Here is a 16,423-nt window from a genome sequence, read left to right on the forward strand (position 1 = left end):
GGGAGGGAAGAAAAGGGAAAAGAGGAATCCGCTGTGCCGTCCATGGTGTATGAGCCACGATTCCGTGCACTCAATAGGTTGGGGACATCCTCCGCACCGCTGTCTTCCTGAAAAGGCATGACATTGGCACGTAGGGGCCGCCCCCAGGTATAGTCTATCGGTTCGGGCGTACTACCATTAGTGGTCGCACACAGCAGACTCTGGAACCTTATGTGTAATATCGCGATTTGCAACCTGATTTTGAGTCTTCTTTTCCTCGGTGGTGGCTGCCGTATGTTCTCCAGCCGCAGTAATCAACACTTGCACAAGCCCCCCATCTGCGCACAAGTTCCCGCCATGCAGTTCCCCGCCACCCGCGCCAGTCTTCACATTCTCGAAAATGGCCTGACCGTCATCCTCGACGCGGATGCCTCGGCTCCCGTCATCAGCACCCAGGCCTGGGTGGAAACCGGCAGTATCCACGAAGGCGCCCATCTCGGCTCCGGCCTCTCCCATATGCTTGAACACATGGTTTTCAAAGGTACGAAAAGCTATGATGGCAAGGCGATCTCCGACACCGTCCAGGCCGCCGGCGGAGAGTGGAATGCCTACACCACCTTCTGCCGCACCGTTTACTACATCGATGGCCCCGCTGAAAGCGCCGAGACCTTTCTCAAAGTACTTACCGAGATGGTGTTCAAACCGACCTTTCCCACCGAGGAGTTTGAAAAGGAAAAAGATGTCATCCGACGCGAGATCGATATGGGCATGGACGACCCGGACGATAGAAACAACCAGCTTCTATACTCCACCGCCTTTGCCTACGATGCTCGCCGACAGCCGGTGATCGGACACATGGAGCTCTTCAATCAACTCACCCATGACGACATGCTGCGCTACCATCGTGAACGTTACACCACGGAAAACACCTTCCTCTGTGTTTCGGGCGATTTCAACAAGGTGGCAATGCTCGGTTTCCTCGAGAAGCTCACCTCTGATATACCTCGCAGCTTTACCCACCCTGTGTCGGTGCCGGTGGAACCCACCCAATACGGTGGCCGGTCCCGCAGGGAACAGTTCGCCGTTTCCGCAAGCAAGCTCACCCTGGCATGGCAGGTGCCGTCGTTGGAACATCCTGATGCTCCGGCGGTGGATCTGCTGGCCACGATTCTAGGCTCTGGCAGATCAAGCCGTCTCTACCAGAACATCCGCGAGAAGTGCGGACTCTGCCACCACATCGGCTCCTGGTGTATGATCGGTCCTGAGTCGGCCGGCCTGTTTGCCGTCCAGGCCATTGCCGACCACGCCAAGCGGGATGAGCTGCAACAAGTCATCCTCGCTGAAATTGAAAAGCTCTCCAGAGACGACCTCAGCAAAGAGATCGCCAAAACCACCCGCATGGTATTCGTCAGCCAGCTCCGCACCCTGGCAACGTCGTCAGGCCGGGCATCCGATCTGGCGTCCAACTGGCACGAGACACGCAATCTCGATTTCACCCGCGATTACATTGAAATGCTCGCCAGCGTCACCAGCGAGGACATCCAGCGTGCCGCCCGCACCCATTTGGTACCCGCCAAACTCACCGTGACTTCGCTCGACCCTGAAGGGTGTGAGGAAGACGATTACCTGGCCACCTCAGACAGCACACGTGGTGAGATGAAGACCCATCTGCTAGAGAATGGTCTGACCCTTGTCACCCAGCGTGACTCACGCCTCCCGACCGCCTACATCACCATCGCCACACTCGCAGGACTACCCACGGAAACACCGGAAAACAATGGCATCAATAATCTGTTAGCCAAGCTGATCCCCAAAGGAACCAGCACCCGCAGTGCCGAGGAAATAGCAACCACCATGGATGGCATGGGCGCCCGCTTCGGGGTGAGCTGTGGCAATAACACCAACCTGACTTCCGCCTCCTGCCTCAGCCCGGATCTCGATGCGACCCTGGAGATCCTCGCCGATCTTTTCCAGAACCCGACCCTGCCCGACGACGCTCTCGCACGTGAACGTGACGCGATGATTGCCGGACTTCGCGAACAGGACGAAGACCCTATGTCGGTTGCTTTCAAAAAGCTCCGTCCCTCACTCTTCGGAGAAAAAGGATACGGTCTCAACGCCTCAGGCACGGAGGCATCCTTACTCTCACTCGACCGCAGCGCCCTCATAGCCCATCACCGGAAATACTTCACCGCCAGGAACTCGGTCATCGCTATTTTTGGCGACATTGATCCAGAGGCGACTGCCGAGCTGGTCAAGCAGCACTTTGGATCGCTAACCCAAGGCGAGCGCACTGCCACCGTCCCCCAGGAAACCCCGTCTCCGACGAGCCATTTACTTCATCTCGATAAACAGCAAGCCGTACTCACCGTTGGCTACATCGGGGCCTCAGCATCGGACGAGGACACCTATGCCCTGGAACTGATCAACGACTACTGCTCGGACATGGCTGGTCCGCTTTTCACCAAAATCCGCGAAGAACTCGGTCTTGCATATTATGTTTCCGCCACCCAGTTTTACGGAGTAAACACAGGTATGTTTGCCTTCTATCTCGGCACCTCACCGGAGCAGCTTGATCTAGCCAAAGTCAATCTGTTAGCCGAAATCCAGACCATCGCAGAGAATGGTATCCCCGAAGACACCCTGGAAAGCGTCAAAACCACCTGGCTAGCATCACACGCACTTGCCAATCAAAAACTCGGCTCGTTAGCACGACTGAGCGCGATTGATTGTCTGCTTGGATTTGATCCCGACCATCATCTGCAGGCACCGGAAAAAATCAAAGCCATCACCTCCGACGCCATCAAAGCCGCCGCCAAAAAATACCTCGGCAGCAGCGAACCTGTGGTTGTCACCGTCACGCCGGAGGTTTAAACTCCACCTACTACGCCAGCTTGTCCCTCCGTAGCTTTTAGCGAAGGGGGAGGCTACGAAGGCCAAGAAGTTTTTTAAATCCAAATACCAAACCCATGTCAGATGCTCCAAAGCCAGATCCTCGCTTCAATGACTTCGTTTACCTGCAAGCACAGAACGCCGGGTTGTTTCTCGGGCAGCTGCCCCATCCTTCGACAGGTGAGAAAAGTGTGAACCTCAAAGCCGCGGCCACCGTGCTGGATTCACTCGAAATGCTCGCGGTCAAAACACGCGGCAACCTCACCGGAGATGAGGCATCATTGTTAGAAAAAGCCCTGCTCAACATCCGCGCACTGTATGCCAATGTGGAGGATCCAGGATAATTCACCGTAGAAGTGCTTTTCAAACTCTTTGCCCATTCCTGTAAACGGTTATTCTACGGCTTTGCGGACTGCCACTCGGCCTCCATCTCGTCGAGGGTCGCGGAATGGAGATCCTTGCCGGCCGCCTGCAGCGCGGTGTCCATGGCTGCGAAGCGTGATTCGAATTTCAAATTGGTCGATTCCAGTGCTATTTCGGGATCAATTTGGTGACGTCGGGCCAGGTTGATGACAGAGTATAAAAGGTCCCCTATCTCATCGCTGAGCTTCTCCTTGTCGCCAGCCTCAAGCTCGGCCTCCACTTCGGCGAGTTCCTCGCGGATTTTATCGATCACGCCTTGGTCATCGGGCCATTCGAAACCGACTTTGGCCGCCTTTTTCTGTAACTTGGCCGCACGCAGCATAGCGGGTAAACCCTTGCCGATGTTGTGTAAGTAGGGCTCTTCCTCGTCGCCCTTTTCCTGTCGTTTGATTTCGTCCCACTGATTGAGAACTCCGTCCGTATCCGCTACCGAGCTGTCGCTATAAACATGCGGATGTCTCCTAACAAGTTTGTCACTGATACCGCGGGCTACATCATCAAAACTGTATCGACCGGCTTCCTCGGCGAGTTCGCTGTGAAACACGACTTGAAGTAATAGGTCGCCAAGCTCTTCCTTGAGATGCTCCCAGTCGCCACGCTTGATGGCGTCGACTGTCTCGTAGGTTTCCTCGATCAGGTTCGGCAGCAGGCTCTCGTGGGTTTGCTCGGCATCCCATGGGCAGCCACCGGGTGCGCGCAGACGATGCATAATGGCGCGGAGGCGTGCGAGTTGTTGGTCCTGCTCAGGGCAGTCGATCATTTCCTGGTCGTTCACGACCGAGAGAAGTAAGGGATCAGCAACAAGAAGCAAGCCATGAATCCAACCCTATTTGCCTGCCAGGCGCCTGAGGACGTCTTTTTCCGCCTCGGTGAGGCTTTGCAGGCCTTCGTTAGTCACTTTGTCGAGGATGCGGTCGACTTCGGAGTCGGCTAGATTGATCTCGATGCGCGGACGGATCTTTTTCTCGCGGACGATCGTGGCATCGATCGTCGGTCGCTTTTTCGCCCGGAGCGGGCCGTCCTTGACGAACGACAACCAGCCCGGTTTTTTCATCAGGATGAATCCGAGGATGGCACCACCGAGGTGGGCCGCTTCACCGCCGGCGTTATGACCATTGGTCAATGCCATGTAGGCGGCGATACCAAGGGCGATCATCGCCATGGTCCGGATACTCATGGGGATGAAGAAATACAGCAGGACCTTGAGATTGGGCGCGATGATGGCGACTGCGACCAGAATGGCGTAAATCCCGGCGGAGGCGCCGATCATCTGCCGCCATGACTCATCCGAGGGAATCATACCGGGCGCCACCAGGAGGAGGGTGTAAAGAAGGGCTCCGGCCACACCGCTCGCGAGGTAAAACACGATGAATTTCCGGCTTCCCCACCAGCGCTCCACGTAGGGGCCGAAGAAAAACAGTGCAATCATGTTGAACAGGACATGCATGCCGTCACCATGTAAAAACTGGAAGGTGAGGAATCGCCATACCTGACCACTATAGATGGCCGCATCGACACTAAAATACCCCCAGTTCCAGATCAGGGAGTCGTGATCACGTGGGAAACCAGGCAGCGGTACCGGCGCGGAGTTGATCAGCATCTCGATGAGGTAGATCGCGATGTTGGATATCAGCAACCACTTGACCACCGGACACCCACTGAGACGGGACGGCGGCCGGGGTACACCACCATACGCCTGGTGCGGGGGGACTCGTTGGTAATGGCGGTCGGCTAATCCCATACGCTGCTTGGGTTGTTGTCGGTTCGTATCATGGGTATCATGGACGTGGGGCAAGCCATAACACGGCATCCCTGTGCCCGCAAGGCACTGTCGGACGATTCTTGAACATTGTTCCCTTTTTTAAGCAGCTTCCATCTTGTAGACAGCAACCGTTGGCCGTAGGTTGGCAGAAGCCATGAAGGAATCCGGCCAGTAAACCGGGCCGGTCATGGCTCATGAAATCCGCTAGAGCCGGGAGCCGGGAAATCGCAAGCCGACGGCACTGCGATTTTCCTTGGCATCGTGCAGCTTACGACTTGCCTCTTAACTCCGGCTCCTGCATCATTCGCGCATGCTTGGCAGCTCCTCCCTGAAACATTATGCGTGGCCCATCGTCATGTCATTGTTAGGTTTGCTGCTGTGCGCGTGGATCATCCCCAGGGAAACCCTTGCCGTCGACGAGCATATCCTCGGATTTCCCGACACCGACATCATTGGTCACAAGCTACGGCCCTTACTGCTAGGCCTGCTCTGTATGATGCCAGCCATGGCAGCCTGGTTATACAGGGCCTCGGGAAGCCTCGACCGCTATATGGCCCGGCAGTTTCTCTCGGCCTTCGCCCTCTGTATGGGTGGTTTGATGGCGGTGATGTTACTCACCGACCTGCAAAACAACATCTCGGACTTCAACCAGGCCAGCAACCCCCTGAAGGTGATGGGGAGTTATTACGGTATCTTCATCCCGGCGATGTTTGTCTTCATCCTGCCTTATGTGCTGCTGCTTGCCCTGCTGTATTGTCTCGGTAAAATGTCCAGGCACCAGGAAATCGTTGCGATGATCCAGACCGGGCGCGGGGTATTCAGAATCGTGATGCCACTTCTTGTCACCGGGGTGTTCTGCTCCGTGATCTGCCTTATTTTCAACTACCACTGGGGGCCTTGGGCGGAAGGAAACAAAAAACTCATCGTCGATATCGCCAAGGATGGTGAAGCCGACCGCGCCCGTTCCGTACTTTACCGCGACAAGGAATCCAAACGTGTCTGGCTGGTGGGCGCATTCCCCTACAAGTTTGAACAAACGGGAACCCTTCGCAACGTCACCGTCCGCTCGTTCAACGATGGTCACCACCCCACCAAAAAACTCGAAGCCAAGACGGCCGTCTGGTCGAGGGAACATAAAAACTGGACCTTTACCGATGTACAGCTCATCGACCTCCAGTCGGTACCCGTGCCGCAGAGGATCGAAACCCCCGAGTCGATCACCCGCGGCTGGCAGGAGACGCCCTGGCAAATCGTCAAACCCGGCCTCGACCAGAGCCATTTGGGAATCCCGGAACTCAACAGCTGGCTGAGCGCCCACGAAGGGGTGGAATGGGCCAACCGGCTTCCCTACCTCACCCAGTGGCACTATCGGATTGCCCAGCCCGTGATCTGCCTGATCACCATCTTGCTGGCCGCCCCACTGGGGATTGTGTTCAGTCGGCGGGGTGTGGGTGGAGGTGTCTCCATCGCCCTGTTCCTGTGCGCGGGCATGCTGTTCTCTTCCAGCTTCTTTCTGACCTTTGGAGAAGCGGGCCATTTGCCACCCATTTTAGCCGCCTGGGGAACCAATATCCTCTTTGCCCTGATCGCACTCTACCTCTTTAACCGTCGGATTTCCGGTCGCCCCATCTACGAAAGCCTGAAAAAACTCCTGCCATCGGGAGAATGAAGCCGGGAGTCAGGTGCCGGGGGGCAGGAGTCAGGCACATCCTGATTAATCAACCCCCGCCCCCCGACTCCCGGCACCTGATAAAAATTTCCCGTCTTTCAGCTTGACCAGCCGGGTTCCTCCCCCTAGTTTCCGCCCCCCGTCGCGGATAAAACCTCGATTCAAACCATTTCAACCATCCAAACCACTACCCAATCAATCTATGAGAGGCATCGATATCCAAAAAGGTGAGCCCGTTGACCGCGCCCTCAAGCGCCTCAAGACCATGCTCGACACCGAAGGCATCCTCGAGGAAATGCGCCGCCGCCGTGCATTCGAGACCGTCACCCAGCGCAAGCAACGCAAAGAGCGTTCCGCAGCCAAGCGTCACGCCATCCGTTGGCGTTTCCAAAGGGACAAACCCGCTGGCGACGAGGCCAGCGCGTAGTGTTTATCCACTGACGACCATTTTCAAAAGACACTCCGTTCGCGGCGTGTCTTTTTTTATGTCCCAGGCCAGGGGAAAGCAGCCAGGGGTTTATGTCGACAGCTGGGCGGGAACCGGTAGACGCCGGCGAGCCACCTCCTCACTTAATTCCCATTTTCCACCATTTTTCTATTGTCAATCTGACGATCCGACACTAAACCCCTCCCGCACCGCAATCAAATGCTGTGCAACACAGGTAAGGCTCCATAGCTCAGTTGGTAGAGCAGCGGATTGAAAATCCGCGTGTCCTTGGTTCGAACCCGAGTGGAGCCACCACCTTACCTGTTCTCATTCCATCTCGCGAATCACCGCTCTTTCATCAGAGCGGTTTTTATATGCCTGCTCTTCACGCCCTGCGCTTTTTAGTCTAGCCTGCTGGTCGTTATGCGAATTGCCATCGGAGATATCCACGGCTGCCATCGGGCGCTGGAGGTGATGCTGGATTTGATCCAGCCGAATCAGGACGACCTCATTGTCACCCTTGGTGACTACATCGACCGTGGCCCCGACTCCAAAGCGGTGATTGACACCCTGCTCGGACTCCAGCCTAAGCACAACTTGATCCACCTGATGGGTAACCATGAAATCCAGATGATCCGGGCACTCGAGACCCGCAGTGATCGTGAACGTTTTCTCAGCGGCATCTGTGGCGGGATGGACACCTTGAAATCCTACGGGGGAAGCTTTGGGGATGTGCCTGAGGACCATTGGAACTTTATCAGGTCGGCCGGACTCTACCATGAGTTGGATCACCATATCCTGGTGCATGCCGGGCTGGAGGCCCACTTACCGGTCGATCAACAAAACCGGGAGACCTACTACTACCAACGTTTCCACTGCCAGAAGGCGCACATTTCCGGAAAAAAAATCATCTGCGGCCACAGTATCCAGGGCGACCTTCCCACCGACCTGGGATACGCCATCTGCATCGACACCTGCGCCTACGGCGGCGGCTGGCTAACCGCTCTGGACATCGATACCGGAAAGATCTGGCAAACCAGCCAGAACGCAAAAACGAGGGAACTACACGTCGATGAGCTTGTTTAGTCCGCTGTCATTCGACAACCACGCGGTAAAACCAACGCGATCTCGTGTTGGTGTTAAAGCCCGATAGTCAACCCCAATACAAAAAAGGAAGGACGCCCGGCGGTATTAGCCTACCGGGCGCCCAGCCCTTTTTCGTCGTTATGTTCTCCCGAGGGAGAATTGTTTGCGTTTTCCTGTCGCTAACAAATGGTTCAGATGGGGTTTCCCTAGATAGTTTCTAGAATTGTGGCACGTAGAGCTCGGAGCCCTTGGCCAGCATGGTGTTCTTGCTCAGGCTCAGGCCGTTGAGCGCGTTGAGTTGGGTGGTGCTGGCGCCATACTTGCTGGCGAACTGGCCGTAAGTCATCTGCTGGTGCACGGTAATGGTGCGGATGGCCGGCTCAGAACCGGCTGCGGCTGTCGTTTTTCGATCCTGGGGGGCATTACGCACGACCTCCTTGGCCTTGGGCTGGTCGACATACTCGGCAACCGCTTTGCTTGGGGCCTTTGCCTTCGGCTTCGACGCAGGCAATTTGGAAATCGGGGTATAGGAAGCCGGTCCCTTGCTCGCTACCGGCCGGGCATTGCCGTCAATAACCAGACTCTGGCCAACATGCATACTGGTCGGGCGCACCCTGGGGTTGGCTGCCTCCAGGCTTTTGACACTTATCTTGTATTGGCGGGCGATCGAGTAGAAGGTCTCCCCGCGTTTTACCGTGTGGGTGCCAACGCTCTTCGATGGTGCCGGGGCTGGCGCCGGCTTTTGGGCCATTTCCGTCCGACCCGATGAGCTTGCAGCAGGGGCAGCAGCAGCACCAGGAATGCGCAGCTTCTGTCCAATGGTGATCCGGTCATTGCGCAGACCGTTTGCCTTCATAATCGCGGCTACCGATGTCTTGTGACGATAGGCAATACGGGTGAGGATATCACCTTTTTTTACTATATACGTGCCAGCGGCGGAGGTGCTGCCCGGGGCAGAAGCAGAGCTGGCCGCCGGGGCACCCTTCTCATCGGCATGATAGGTTCTCAGTTTGCTGAGCTCCTTCTCGAGCTGGGTGATCTTACGCTCCTGCGCATCAGCACGGGCACGGAGGGTCTCGATGTCACTCTGGCTTTGGCCGAAAAGGGAGGCGGCGGCGAGAGTGAAAACAGTGGAAGTAAGGGCGATGGTTTTCATAACGAGGTCTATTATTCTAAAAACTTTTAGTTTGACAAGTAAAAGTTTAAGATATCTTAACTATTTTAAAAGTTCGGGGCTACATTCCTAGGTTTTATAGGGTTTTGAGAAAGTTTTGGCCATAAAATTTATTTCCGAATTGGCGCAATTGTGACTTTCCAAGTCGCCCTAATCGTCCTCAAATGCAGTTATGAACATCCAAGCGGGCGATTATGAGAAACTGGGATCCTTCTATCTGGGAAGATCTTATGACCTGAAAAAAAGCGAACTTGAGGACGAATTGGTGCTCTACGACTCCAAGGATCTGGTCACTCACGGAGTGGTGCTGGGGATGACCGGCTCAGGTAAGACGGGACTTTGCCTTTCCATCCTGGAAGAGGCCGCCATGGACAACATCCCGGCGATCATCATCGATCCCAAGGGCGACATCGCCAACCTGATGCTCAGCTTCCCCGATTTCAAAGCTTCCGATTTCCGCCCGTGGATCAACGAGGACGACGCTGCGAAAAAGGGTAAAACACCCGACGAGTTTGCAGAAAAAACCGCCAACATGTGGAAAGAGGGCATCGGCTCGTGGGGCCAGAGCCCTGACCGGGTCAAAGAGTTCCGCGACAAGGTCGATATCAACATCTTCACCCCAGGCAGCAAGGCCGGTATTCCCGTTTCCATTCTCAGCTCGTTGGAAGTCCCCCCGTTTGAGGTGCTCGACGACGGCGAGCTGCTCGGCGACCGGATCGAGAGTACAGTCAGCTCGCTGCTGTCACTTGTCGGTGTCGATGCCGATCCCATTCAGAGTCCTGAAGCGGTTCTGCTGGGAACCATTTTCGGTCACTGCTGGCGAGCCGGGCAGGACCTCACCCTGGAATCCCTGATTCGCCATTTGCAAAAACCTCCTTTTGATAAAGTGGGTGTCATCGATGTTAATTCGTTTATGGACGCCAAGGAGCGCCAGAAACTTGCGCTTAGATTCAACTCGCTTTTGGCTTCCCCCGGTTTCTCGACCTGGATGGAAGGGCCGGCACTCAATATCTCGCACATGATGCATAGCCCCGAGGGTAAACCCCGGATGTCCATTTTTTCCATCGCCCACCTCAGTGACACCGAGCGGATGTTCTTTGTCAGCCTGCTGCTCAACCAGATGCTGGGATGGATGCGCACGCAAAGCGGCACCACCAGCCTACGGGCCTTGCTCTACATGGATGAGATCTACGGCTTCCTGCCGCCATCGGCGAACCCACCCAGTAAAAAGCCAATGATGACCATGCTCAAACAAGGCCGCGCATTTGGTCTTGGATGCTTGCTCGCCACCCAAAACCCGGTGGACCTCGATTACAAGGCACTCTCTAACATCGGGACATGGTGGCTGGGCCGACTGCAAACCGAACGCGACAAGGCACGTGTGCTGGACGGCCTCGAAGGGGCCGCCGCATCCCAGGAGGGGGGATTCAACCGCCAGCGCATGGAGGAGCTGCTCGCCGGTCTGGGGGCGCGGGTATTCCTGATGAACAACGTGCACGAGGACGCCCCCGTGGTCTTCCACGTCCGCTGGGTGATGAGCTACCTCTGCGGTCCCCTCACCCGCTCCAAGATCAAGAAGTTGATGGACCCGAAACGGGACCGGTTCCCCTCCGGAAAAGAAAGTCCCGCCACCGCCGCGCAGTCGTCCAACCCGATGGCCATGCCAAGTGCCGCCGCTCAGGCTACGGTGGGCGAACGCCCGGTCGTCGGCTCCGGTGTCACCGAGTACTTTGTCCCCTTCGCTGGCGAACCCGACGGCATCACCTACAAGCCGGCTCTCATCCGTGAAGCCAACGTGCATTTTTCCTCCACCAAGTGCGGTATCGACGGCTCACGTCTGATGCGTTTTACCAATGCGATCACCGACAAGGGAATCGATTGGAACCACGACGCCGGCTGCACCCATCCCATCAAGTCACTCAAAGACGAACCCCGCAAAGGCTGCGGCTTCGATGAGCTTCCAGGATTCGCCATGAATGCCGATAACTACAAACAAGTGGAAAAGGATTTCGCCGATTACATCTACCGCAATGAACGGGTGGAGATTTTCTACTGTCCACTTTTCAAAACCTATTCCCAGCTCGGCGAAAGTGAAGGCGCCTTCCGCGGTCGGCTCGCCACGCAAGCTCGTGAAGTCAGGGACGAAGCCGTGGAACAACTTCGCGACAAGTATGAAGCCAAGATCAAAACCAAGGAAAGTCAGGTCGACCGAGCCGAAAACACCCTCGCCAAGGAGGAAGCCGAAGCCAGCAGTGCCACCTGGGACATTGGCGCCAAAGTCATCGGTGGCCTGTTAGGAAAACTTCTGGGCGGCCGACGCAGCTCGTCCTCCAGCACGGTGAGTAGCCCTAATCATTAGCGACGCTGGGGATGATTCACCCTGAAGGTGATTTTGCAACTTTGACTGATATTGTGTATAAGGGGGCATGTCACGACACTACTCCCTGAAGCCGCGCAAGTTTGCAATGGAGCTAAGAACCTCGGAATCATGCTCGGTGCATGGAGGGCAACTGGCCATTGTCGGCTTGATCCGGCAAAGCGGACTAATGGGCTGGATCAGTGATTACCCGCAGCTCGAGCACCGCAAGAACCGCAACCGGGGCTTTGATCCCGAAGTCTACATCAGCACCTTTCTCTACAACTTCTGCACAGGAGGAAGCAGCCTGGCGGATGCGGAGGCTCTCAATGAAGACAAGGCACTGCTAAGGCTGTTAGGAATAAAAAAACTGCCCGACCAGAGCGCCCTGGGCGAATGGCTCCGGGCTCTGGACCCCGCGGGCCTTGATGCCCTCAAGGCGATCAACCGCCGGTTTTGCACATGGGTGCTCAAGACGGCTCCGGCCAATACATACAGCTACGGTGGCAACGAACTCGAATGGTTTTTCGATGATACCCAGATCGAAGTCAGCGGTAAAAAATTTGAAGGTGCCGCAATCAACTACAAGGGGGATGTATCGCTTGGTTGGCAGACGTTGTGGGCCGGGCCTCTCATCCTCGAATGCGAACTCGGGGGACAGCGCGGAGTAAGCGAGTGTTTCGGCAGGTTCTGCGCTAACAGCGGTAAGCTGCGTAAAAAAGGAAAACACTATCTCTACGCCGACAGCGGCAGCAGTGACGGGGAGGATCTTGAACACGCGGCCAAACACTTCACCCGCCACAGCATCAGCTACAACAAATGGACAAGTCCCCTGGAACGCATGGCCGGAGGACTTCCCGAGGAAAGTTGGGGCGAGTCCGAACTTACCCACTGGCGTGGAGGAATCAAACATCTCGTATCCTACAGCTGGGTAAGACACCAGCCCTCGGGCTGTAGGCAAGCGCATAACTTTGCGGCCCTGCGTCACAAACGGGAAGACGACATGTTCTGGAGCTACTGCTTCGTCGAAGTTGAAGAAGGACGGGGTCACACAGCGGCCCAATCCAGGGCAGCCTTTGAACGTCACCGGCTCAAGGGTGAGTGTGAACGCCGCTTTGGCGAAGTGCTCAGTGATCTAGGGCTTCACAGGCCGCCCTGCCACAGTCTCAGCGCCAACGACGGATGGTATAGCCTCGGGGCGTTGGCCTACAACATCCTCGGGGCCCTCAAGCTGTTGGTGTTGCCTGAAAAAGACCTGGCCAAGCGTCCGCGCACGGTGATGCAGCGGCTGTTGTTATTGCCCATGGAAATCAAGCGTCATGCCCGCCAACTCAAGGCGGTGGTTTACATCTGTCATGAGAGGATGAAAGCTTGGCGGCAGATCTTTGAGGAATGGATGCCGGATCACCGGCTGATGTATCCAAAGGCCTGAAGCCGCCTTGCGCAAAAAGTTCCGGTTGAAGACCTCCCGTGCCGGGGAGGAGGAAGGACAACGCCGTCGACTGGGAGTTGGGAGCAATCCAGCCTGAGAATGAGCAGGTAAAAACGCCAGAACATCGTTGCTCCATCACCGTAAGCGATCAACGCGATGGATTTACAACCCCTCAGCATGAATATCACACAAAAATTAATCCAGCCCAATCCTCGCTAACGATCAGGGTGAGTAGTGCTGGCCGTGCCTATAAACAGCGACGGGACGTAAAGATCGCCGAAAAAAAAGTCGAACAACTCGAAGAAGACATCGCCGAACTGGAAGCCGAACTTGCCGAGGAAATCGAAGAGCTTGAACTCGAATTCAACCCTGCCACGGTCAAACTCGAAAACGAGGTCATCAAACCCTACAAAAAGGATATCGATGTCCGCACCGTCGCCCTTGCATGGCTTCCATACGACCGGGATGGCGGTAAAGCGTGGTAGGGAGCATTGCTAATGCCCCACCAACTCCGCGCTATCTACCGGTAGCCAGCAGGTGTCGCCGTTGAGGAGTCGGACGTAATACCAGTCGCCCCGCTGTTCGATCACGGAGAATTCCGTGCCAGCATGTAGCGGGGAGGTGAAGGCGTTGTCGTAGATCAAGCCGTTGCCCTGACGGGCGATCACTTCGCGGGCAACCACGACACCATCGACCGGGTTATCCCAGCGTTGATGGCTGGCCAGAAGAGACAGTCCGAAAATGAGACTCAGGGTGGCGGTCGTGCCGATCGACCAGTACAGCCACCGCTCCCGGCGGTAAAACAGCATCGCAACCAAAACCCAGAATGAGGCATGGGTCAGCCCGAAACACGTGGCCCTGTGAACAAATGGCCAGCGATGCCAGAAGGTCAGCGTATCTTGTACGATCTGGGTGCGTGTTTTCGGCAGCTCATCAATCGTCAGGCTTCTGACATAGTGAAGGTTGTGAAGCACATCCCCATCCAGGGGGCTGAGGGCGAGGGCTCGTTGGTAATGCAGCACTGCCCAGCCTTGCTCACCTGCGGCGAAATAGGCATTGCCCAGGTTGGTGTGCAACCCGGCGGTGTTGACGTTCCGCTTTTCGACCAGGAATTGATATTTGAGGATAGACGACTGATAGAGGTCTTGCGCCTCGGAAGGGTTTACCAAGGCCAGGACATTCGCCTGCTCATACAAAGCGTTAGCCTCGGTGAAAACCTCCTGGTTGTCCGGTATGGCGACAGCACGGCCCACCAACAACAGCCCTGCCAGGGAAAGTAGGACAAGTTTGCAACTTGTCGGCAGGATGGGTGCCAAGCAAGTCGACAGGCTGCAAACTTGTCCTGCTTTGCACTCCCGCAATCGATGCATGAGGTTATCAATAAATATCATATCTTGTTAGATCTGTTGATGGTTTGTATACATTTCCTTGCGTTCTCTGCGAGTGAAACCAAGTCTGCCTTCACATCCTTTTCACGGTACGTCAGGTAGGCACTGCTGGCGTAGATTTCCCTGAGGGGTTCAATATCGACACGATCGCCTATGATATCCTCCAGCTCCTCAAACGTATGCGCGTGCCGGGCGAGGTTCAGTTTATCGGCAAAATATGAACGCACGATCTCATCCAGCATATTTATACCTTCGTCCGGTCCTGAGAATCGTCTCATGGACTTGTTGAATCGCTTCATCGCACCCATGGCCCGCGCCCTAACAGGATCTTTTCTCATCAGCCGGTGTTGGGCACTCGCCACGTAAAAGACGAGGAAGCCGGCAGGCGGCACGACGAGCAGCAACAGCAAGCACTGAAGTTCAGACAAGCCGGATTGATGAATGGCATCGAGCGATGCGACGTTCGCGCGTATCCCTTCGGGATTCTTTTCCACCAGGTTTTTTAATGGCCCGGTGCCGCTCATGGTGGCATCAAAGGCAGTCACCATTTCAGCGGCCTTGACCGTGATCGGGATAGGTGCGGATTCTGCAACGCCGTAGCTCTTTGTCCTGGGGTCAAAATAGGGAATCCGGACGGCAGGAATCGTCGTCGCATCCTGGGCGAGCGGGCGGAGTGTGCGGATGTAGGTTTTTTTCTTTCCCTCAATCCTGCCAGACGACTGTCTCGGCGGCATGGCAAACTGTCGAGTAAACGCAGCCTGTGCCGACAGATCGGGCAGCTCGAATACTTCGGGAAACGCATAGCCATCGACGACGATGGTCAACGTGATGGGGTCGCCCGCGTTCAGCACCGTCGGGGTGGCCGTGACAGATACCTTACAAGCTCCGACCAACCCCTGGAAGTCGTGTGGCCTGCCCGCATCGGGAAGCGGCAGCACACGTATTGTGCGCGACTTGGAAGTGGCATAGTACTTTTTGAATGTCTCACCTTCTGTTTCGGCGAAGAAGTTGTTGTTAAAGTAGCTTGGGTAGTTTGTCTTCCACCCGCCCCCCTTGTTGCGGCCCCCTGGAGGAGCCACATAGGAGGTCAACAGGGTGCTCGGGCGCATCGCAAATTCTCCGGTTTTTACGGGAGTGACAATTTTGGAAAACGATACCGTATGGAAACGCTTCCCCTCTTCCGTCAACGATCCATACCTTCCGATCACGCGCGTGTTGGCCACCGGGAAACCGATCGCCTCCTTATCATCGCCCTCGATCCAATGGTGCGGACTCCTGATTTTAAAAGCGGGATCGTAAAACAACGGCAGGTTGAATTTCACAGCACGAAACCCGTTGAGCTCCAAGGGGGACTTCCATGTGTAATCAACCATAAAAGGTTCACCCAGATAGAAATCACGCTCGGGAATCGCCCGGATGACTTCCATGCCGGGATAGCTTTCAGCTTGTTTGACATCGATAAACGCCTCCTCGTCCGTGGTCAGCACCTGGTCGCCCACCTCGACGCTTATGGAAGGAAGCATCACCGCCCCTGGACTCAGTGGCATCATGCGGTAGCGCAGCACCACCGTGGATATATCATCACGTTTGATCACCTCCTGCTTCAGAAACTGAATCGCCAGTTCGTCATCCCCTTCAGCCTCATCCGCTGTTACCTTGTCAGCCGGGCTGATGAGAATTTCGTAGAGAAACTCTTCACCGACATAAAACGACTTTGCCGACATGCTGACGTGCATTTGCGCTTCGGGAGCAGTTAGGCCAATAACCGCACTCATCATGAATGCTGCAATTGCGGTGAGTAGTTTATCAATATTCATCGTGGTTATTGTCAGTTT

13 protein-coding genes, 1 tRNA gene and 1 other RNA gene are annotated in these 16,423 nt (G+C 55.7%); 9 read left to right on the forward strand and 6 right to left on the reverse strand.

Annotated features, from left to right (window positions below):
• Positions 1-21: 21 nt before the first annotated feature.
• Positions 22-203, reverse strand: a non-coding RNA gene (gene ssrS, locus H7A51_17805) — 6S RNA.
• 133 nt (positions 204-336) lie between these two features.
• On the opposite strand from ssrS, the gene H7A51_17810 reads away from it, so the two are divergent.
• Both H7A51_17810 and H7A51_17815 read left to right on the forward strand, forming a co-directional pair.
• Positions 337-2,853, forward strand: a complete 2,517-nt coding sequence (locus tag H7A51_17810) for an insulinase family protein (protein ID MCP5538074.1) — start codon at positions 337-339, stop codon at positions 2,851-2,853.
• Between the two features lie 95 nt (positions 2,854-2,948).
• Complete coding sequence (locus H7A51_17815; protein ID MCP5538075.1) at positions 2,949-3,215, forward strand: DUF1844 domain-containing protein; 267 nt, start codon at positions 2,949-2,951, stop codon at positions 3,213-3,215.
• A 53-nt stretch (positions 3,216-3,268) separates the two neighbouring features.
• On the opposite strand, the gene mazG is transcribed toward H7A51_17815, so the two are convergent.
• Together mazG and H7A51_17825 are read right to left on the reverse strand one after the other, a co-directional pair.
• Entirely contained in the window at positions 3,269-4,054 is a 786-nt protein-coding gene (gene mazG, locus H7A51_17820) for a nucleoside triphosphate pyrophosphohydrolase (protein ID MCP5538076.1), read from the reverse strand.
• Positions 4,055-4,120: 66 nt separating this feature from the next.
• A complete protein-coding gene (locus H7A51_17825) occupies positions 4,121-5,035 on the reverse strand; it encodes a rhomboid family intramembrane serine protease (GenBank protein MCP5538077.1) in 915 nt (304 codons plus the stop codon).
• Positions 5,036-5,366: 331 nt separating this feature from the next.
• Between H7A51_17825 and H7A51_17830 the strand changes: the two genes are divergently transcribed.
• The 4 genes from H7A51_17830 to H7A51_17845 all read left to right on the forward strand — a co-directional run bounded on the left by H7A51_17830 (position 5,367) and on the right by H7A51_17845 (position 8,238).
• Positions 5,367-6,725: an LptF/LptG family permease gene (locus tag H7A51_17830; GenBank protein MCP5538078.1), complete on the forward strand. Its 1,359-nt coding sequence runs from the start codon at positions 5,367-5,369 to the stop codon at positions 6,723-6,725.
• Between the two features lie 202 nt (positions 6,726-6,927).
• Positions 6,928-7,152, forward strand: coding sequence for a 30S ribosomal protein S21 (gene rpsU / locus H7A51_17835; GenBank protein MCP5538079.1), 225 nt, complete (start codon positions 6,928-6,930; stop codon positions 7,150-7,152).
• Between the two features lie 239 nt (positions 7,153-7,391).
• Positions 7,392-7,467, forward strand: a tRNA-Phe gene (locus H7A51_17840).
• Positions 7,468-7,575: 108 nt separating this feature from the next.
• Positions 7,576-8,238 carry a serine/threonine protein phosphatase gene (locus tag H7A51_17845; GenBank protein ID MCP5538080.1) on the forward strand — a complete coding sequence of 221 codons (663 nt, stop codon included), beginning with the start codon at positions 7,576-7,578 and terminating at the stop codon, positions 8,236-8,238.
• Positions 8,239-8,455: 217 nt separating this feature from the next.
• On the opposite strand, the gene H7A51_17850 is transcribed toward H7A51_17845, so the two are convergent.
• Positions 8,456-9,394, reverse strand: a complete 939-nt coding sequence (locus tag H7A51_17850) for a LysM peptidoglycan-binding domain-containing protein (GenBank protein MCP5538081.1) — start codon at positions 9,392-9,394, stop codon at positions 8,456-8,458.
• A 190-nt stretch (positions 9,395-9,584) separates the two neighbouring features.
• Between H7A51_17850 and H7A51_17855 the strand changes: the two genes are divergently transcribed.
• The 3 genes from H7A51_17855 to H7A51_17865 all read left to right on the forward strand — a co-directional run bounded on the left by H7A51_17855 (position 9,585) and on the right by H7A51_17865 (position 13,685).
• Entirely contained in the window at positions 9,585-11,771 is a 2,187-nt protein-coding gene (locus H7A51_17855) for a DUF87 domain-containing protein (GenBank protein ID MCP5538082.1), read from the forward strand.
• Between the two features lie 67 nt (positions 11,772-11,838).
• Positions 11,839-13,200, forward strand: coding sequence for a transposase (locus tag H7A51_17860; GenBank protein MCP5538083.1), 1,362 nt, complete (start codon positions 11,839-11,841; stop codon positions 13,198-13,200).
• Between the two features lie 227 nt (positions 13,201-13,427).
• Positions 13,428-13,685: a hypothetical protein gene (locus H7A51_17865; GenBank protein ID MCP5538084.1), complete on the forward strand. Its 258-nt coding sequence runs from the start codon at positions 13,428-13,430 to the stop codon at positions 13,683-13,685.
• A 9-nt stretch (positions 13,686-13,694) separates the two neighbouring features.
• On the opposite strand, the gene H7A51_17870 is transcribed toward H7A51_17865, so the two are convergent.
• The gene (locus H7A51_17870) at positions 13,695-14,591 is read right to left on the reverse strand and encodes a tetratricopeptide repeat protein (protein ID MCP5538085.1); all 897 of its coding nucleotides are present in this window, start codon (positions 14,589-14,591) and stop codon (positions 13,695-13,697) included.
• Positions 14,588-16,405: a BatD family protein gene (locus H7A51_17875; protein ID MCP5538086.1), complete on the reverse strand. Its 1,818-nt coding sequence runs from the start codon at positions 16,403-16,405 to the stop codon at positions 14,588-14,590. The genes H7A51_17870 and H7A51_17875 overlap by 4 nt, the downstream gene beginning before the upstream one ends.
• Positions 16,406-16,423: the final 18 nt, after the last annotated feature.

It is taken from the genome of Akkermansiaceae bacterium (genome assembly GCA_024233115.1).
Taxonomy (GTDB): domain Bacteria; phylum Verrucomicrobiota; class Verrucomicrobiia; order Verrucomicrobiales; family Akkermansiaceae; genus Oceaniferula.

Coding starts and splice junctions, on each gene's coding strand:
- H7A51_17870 (MCP5538085.1), bottom strand. CDS start 14,591: ATGATATTTATTGATAACCTCATGCATCGATTGCGGGAGTGCAAAGCA.
- rpsU (MCP5538079.1), top strand. CDS start 6,928: ATGAGAGGCATCGATATCCAAAAAGGTGAGCCCGTTGACCGCGCCCTC.
- H7A51_17815 (MCP5538075.1), top strand. CDS start 2,949: ATGTCAGATGCTCCAAAGCCAGATCCTCGCTTCAATGACTTCGTTTAC.
- H7A51_17825 (MCP5538077.1), bottom strand. CDS start 5,035: ATGGGATTAGCCGACCGCCATTACCAACGAGTCCCCCCGCACCAGGCG.
- H7A51_17810 (MCP5538074.1), top strand. CDS start 337: ATGCAGTTCCCCGCCACCCGCGCCAGTCTTCACATTCTCGAAAATGGC.
- H7A51_17855 (MCP5538082.1), top strand. CDS start 9,585: ATGAACATCCAAGCGGGCGATTATGAGAAACTGGGATCCTTCTATCTG.
- H7A51_17875 (MCP5538086.1), bottom strand. CDS start 16,405: ATGAATATTGATAAACTACTCACCGCAATTGCAGCATTCATGATGAGT.
- H7A51_17830 (MCP5538078.1), top strand. CDS start 5,367: ATGCTTGGCAGCTCCTCCCTGAAACATTATGCGTGGCCCATCGTCATG.
- H7A51_17860 (MCP5538083.1), top strand. CDS start 11,839: ATGTCACGACACTACTCCCTGAAGCCGCGCAAGTTTGCAATGGAGCTA.
- mazG (MCP5538076.1), bottom strand. CDS start 4,054: ATGATCGACTGCCCTGAGCAGGACCAACAACTCGCACGCCTCCGCGCC.
- H7A51_17845 (MCP5538080.1), top strand. CDS start 7,576: ATGCGAATTGCCATCGGAGATATCCACGGCTGCCATCGGGCGCTGGAG.
- H7A51_17850 (MCP5538081.1), bottom strand. CDS start 9,394: ATGAAAACCATCGCCCTTACTTCCACTGTTTTCACTCTCGCCGCCGCC.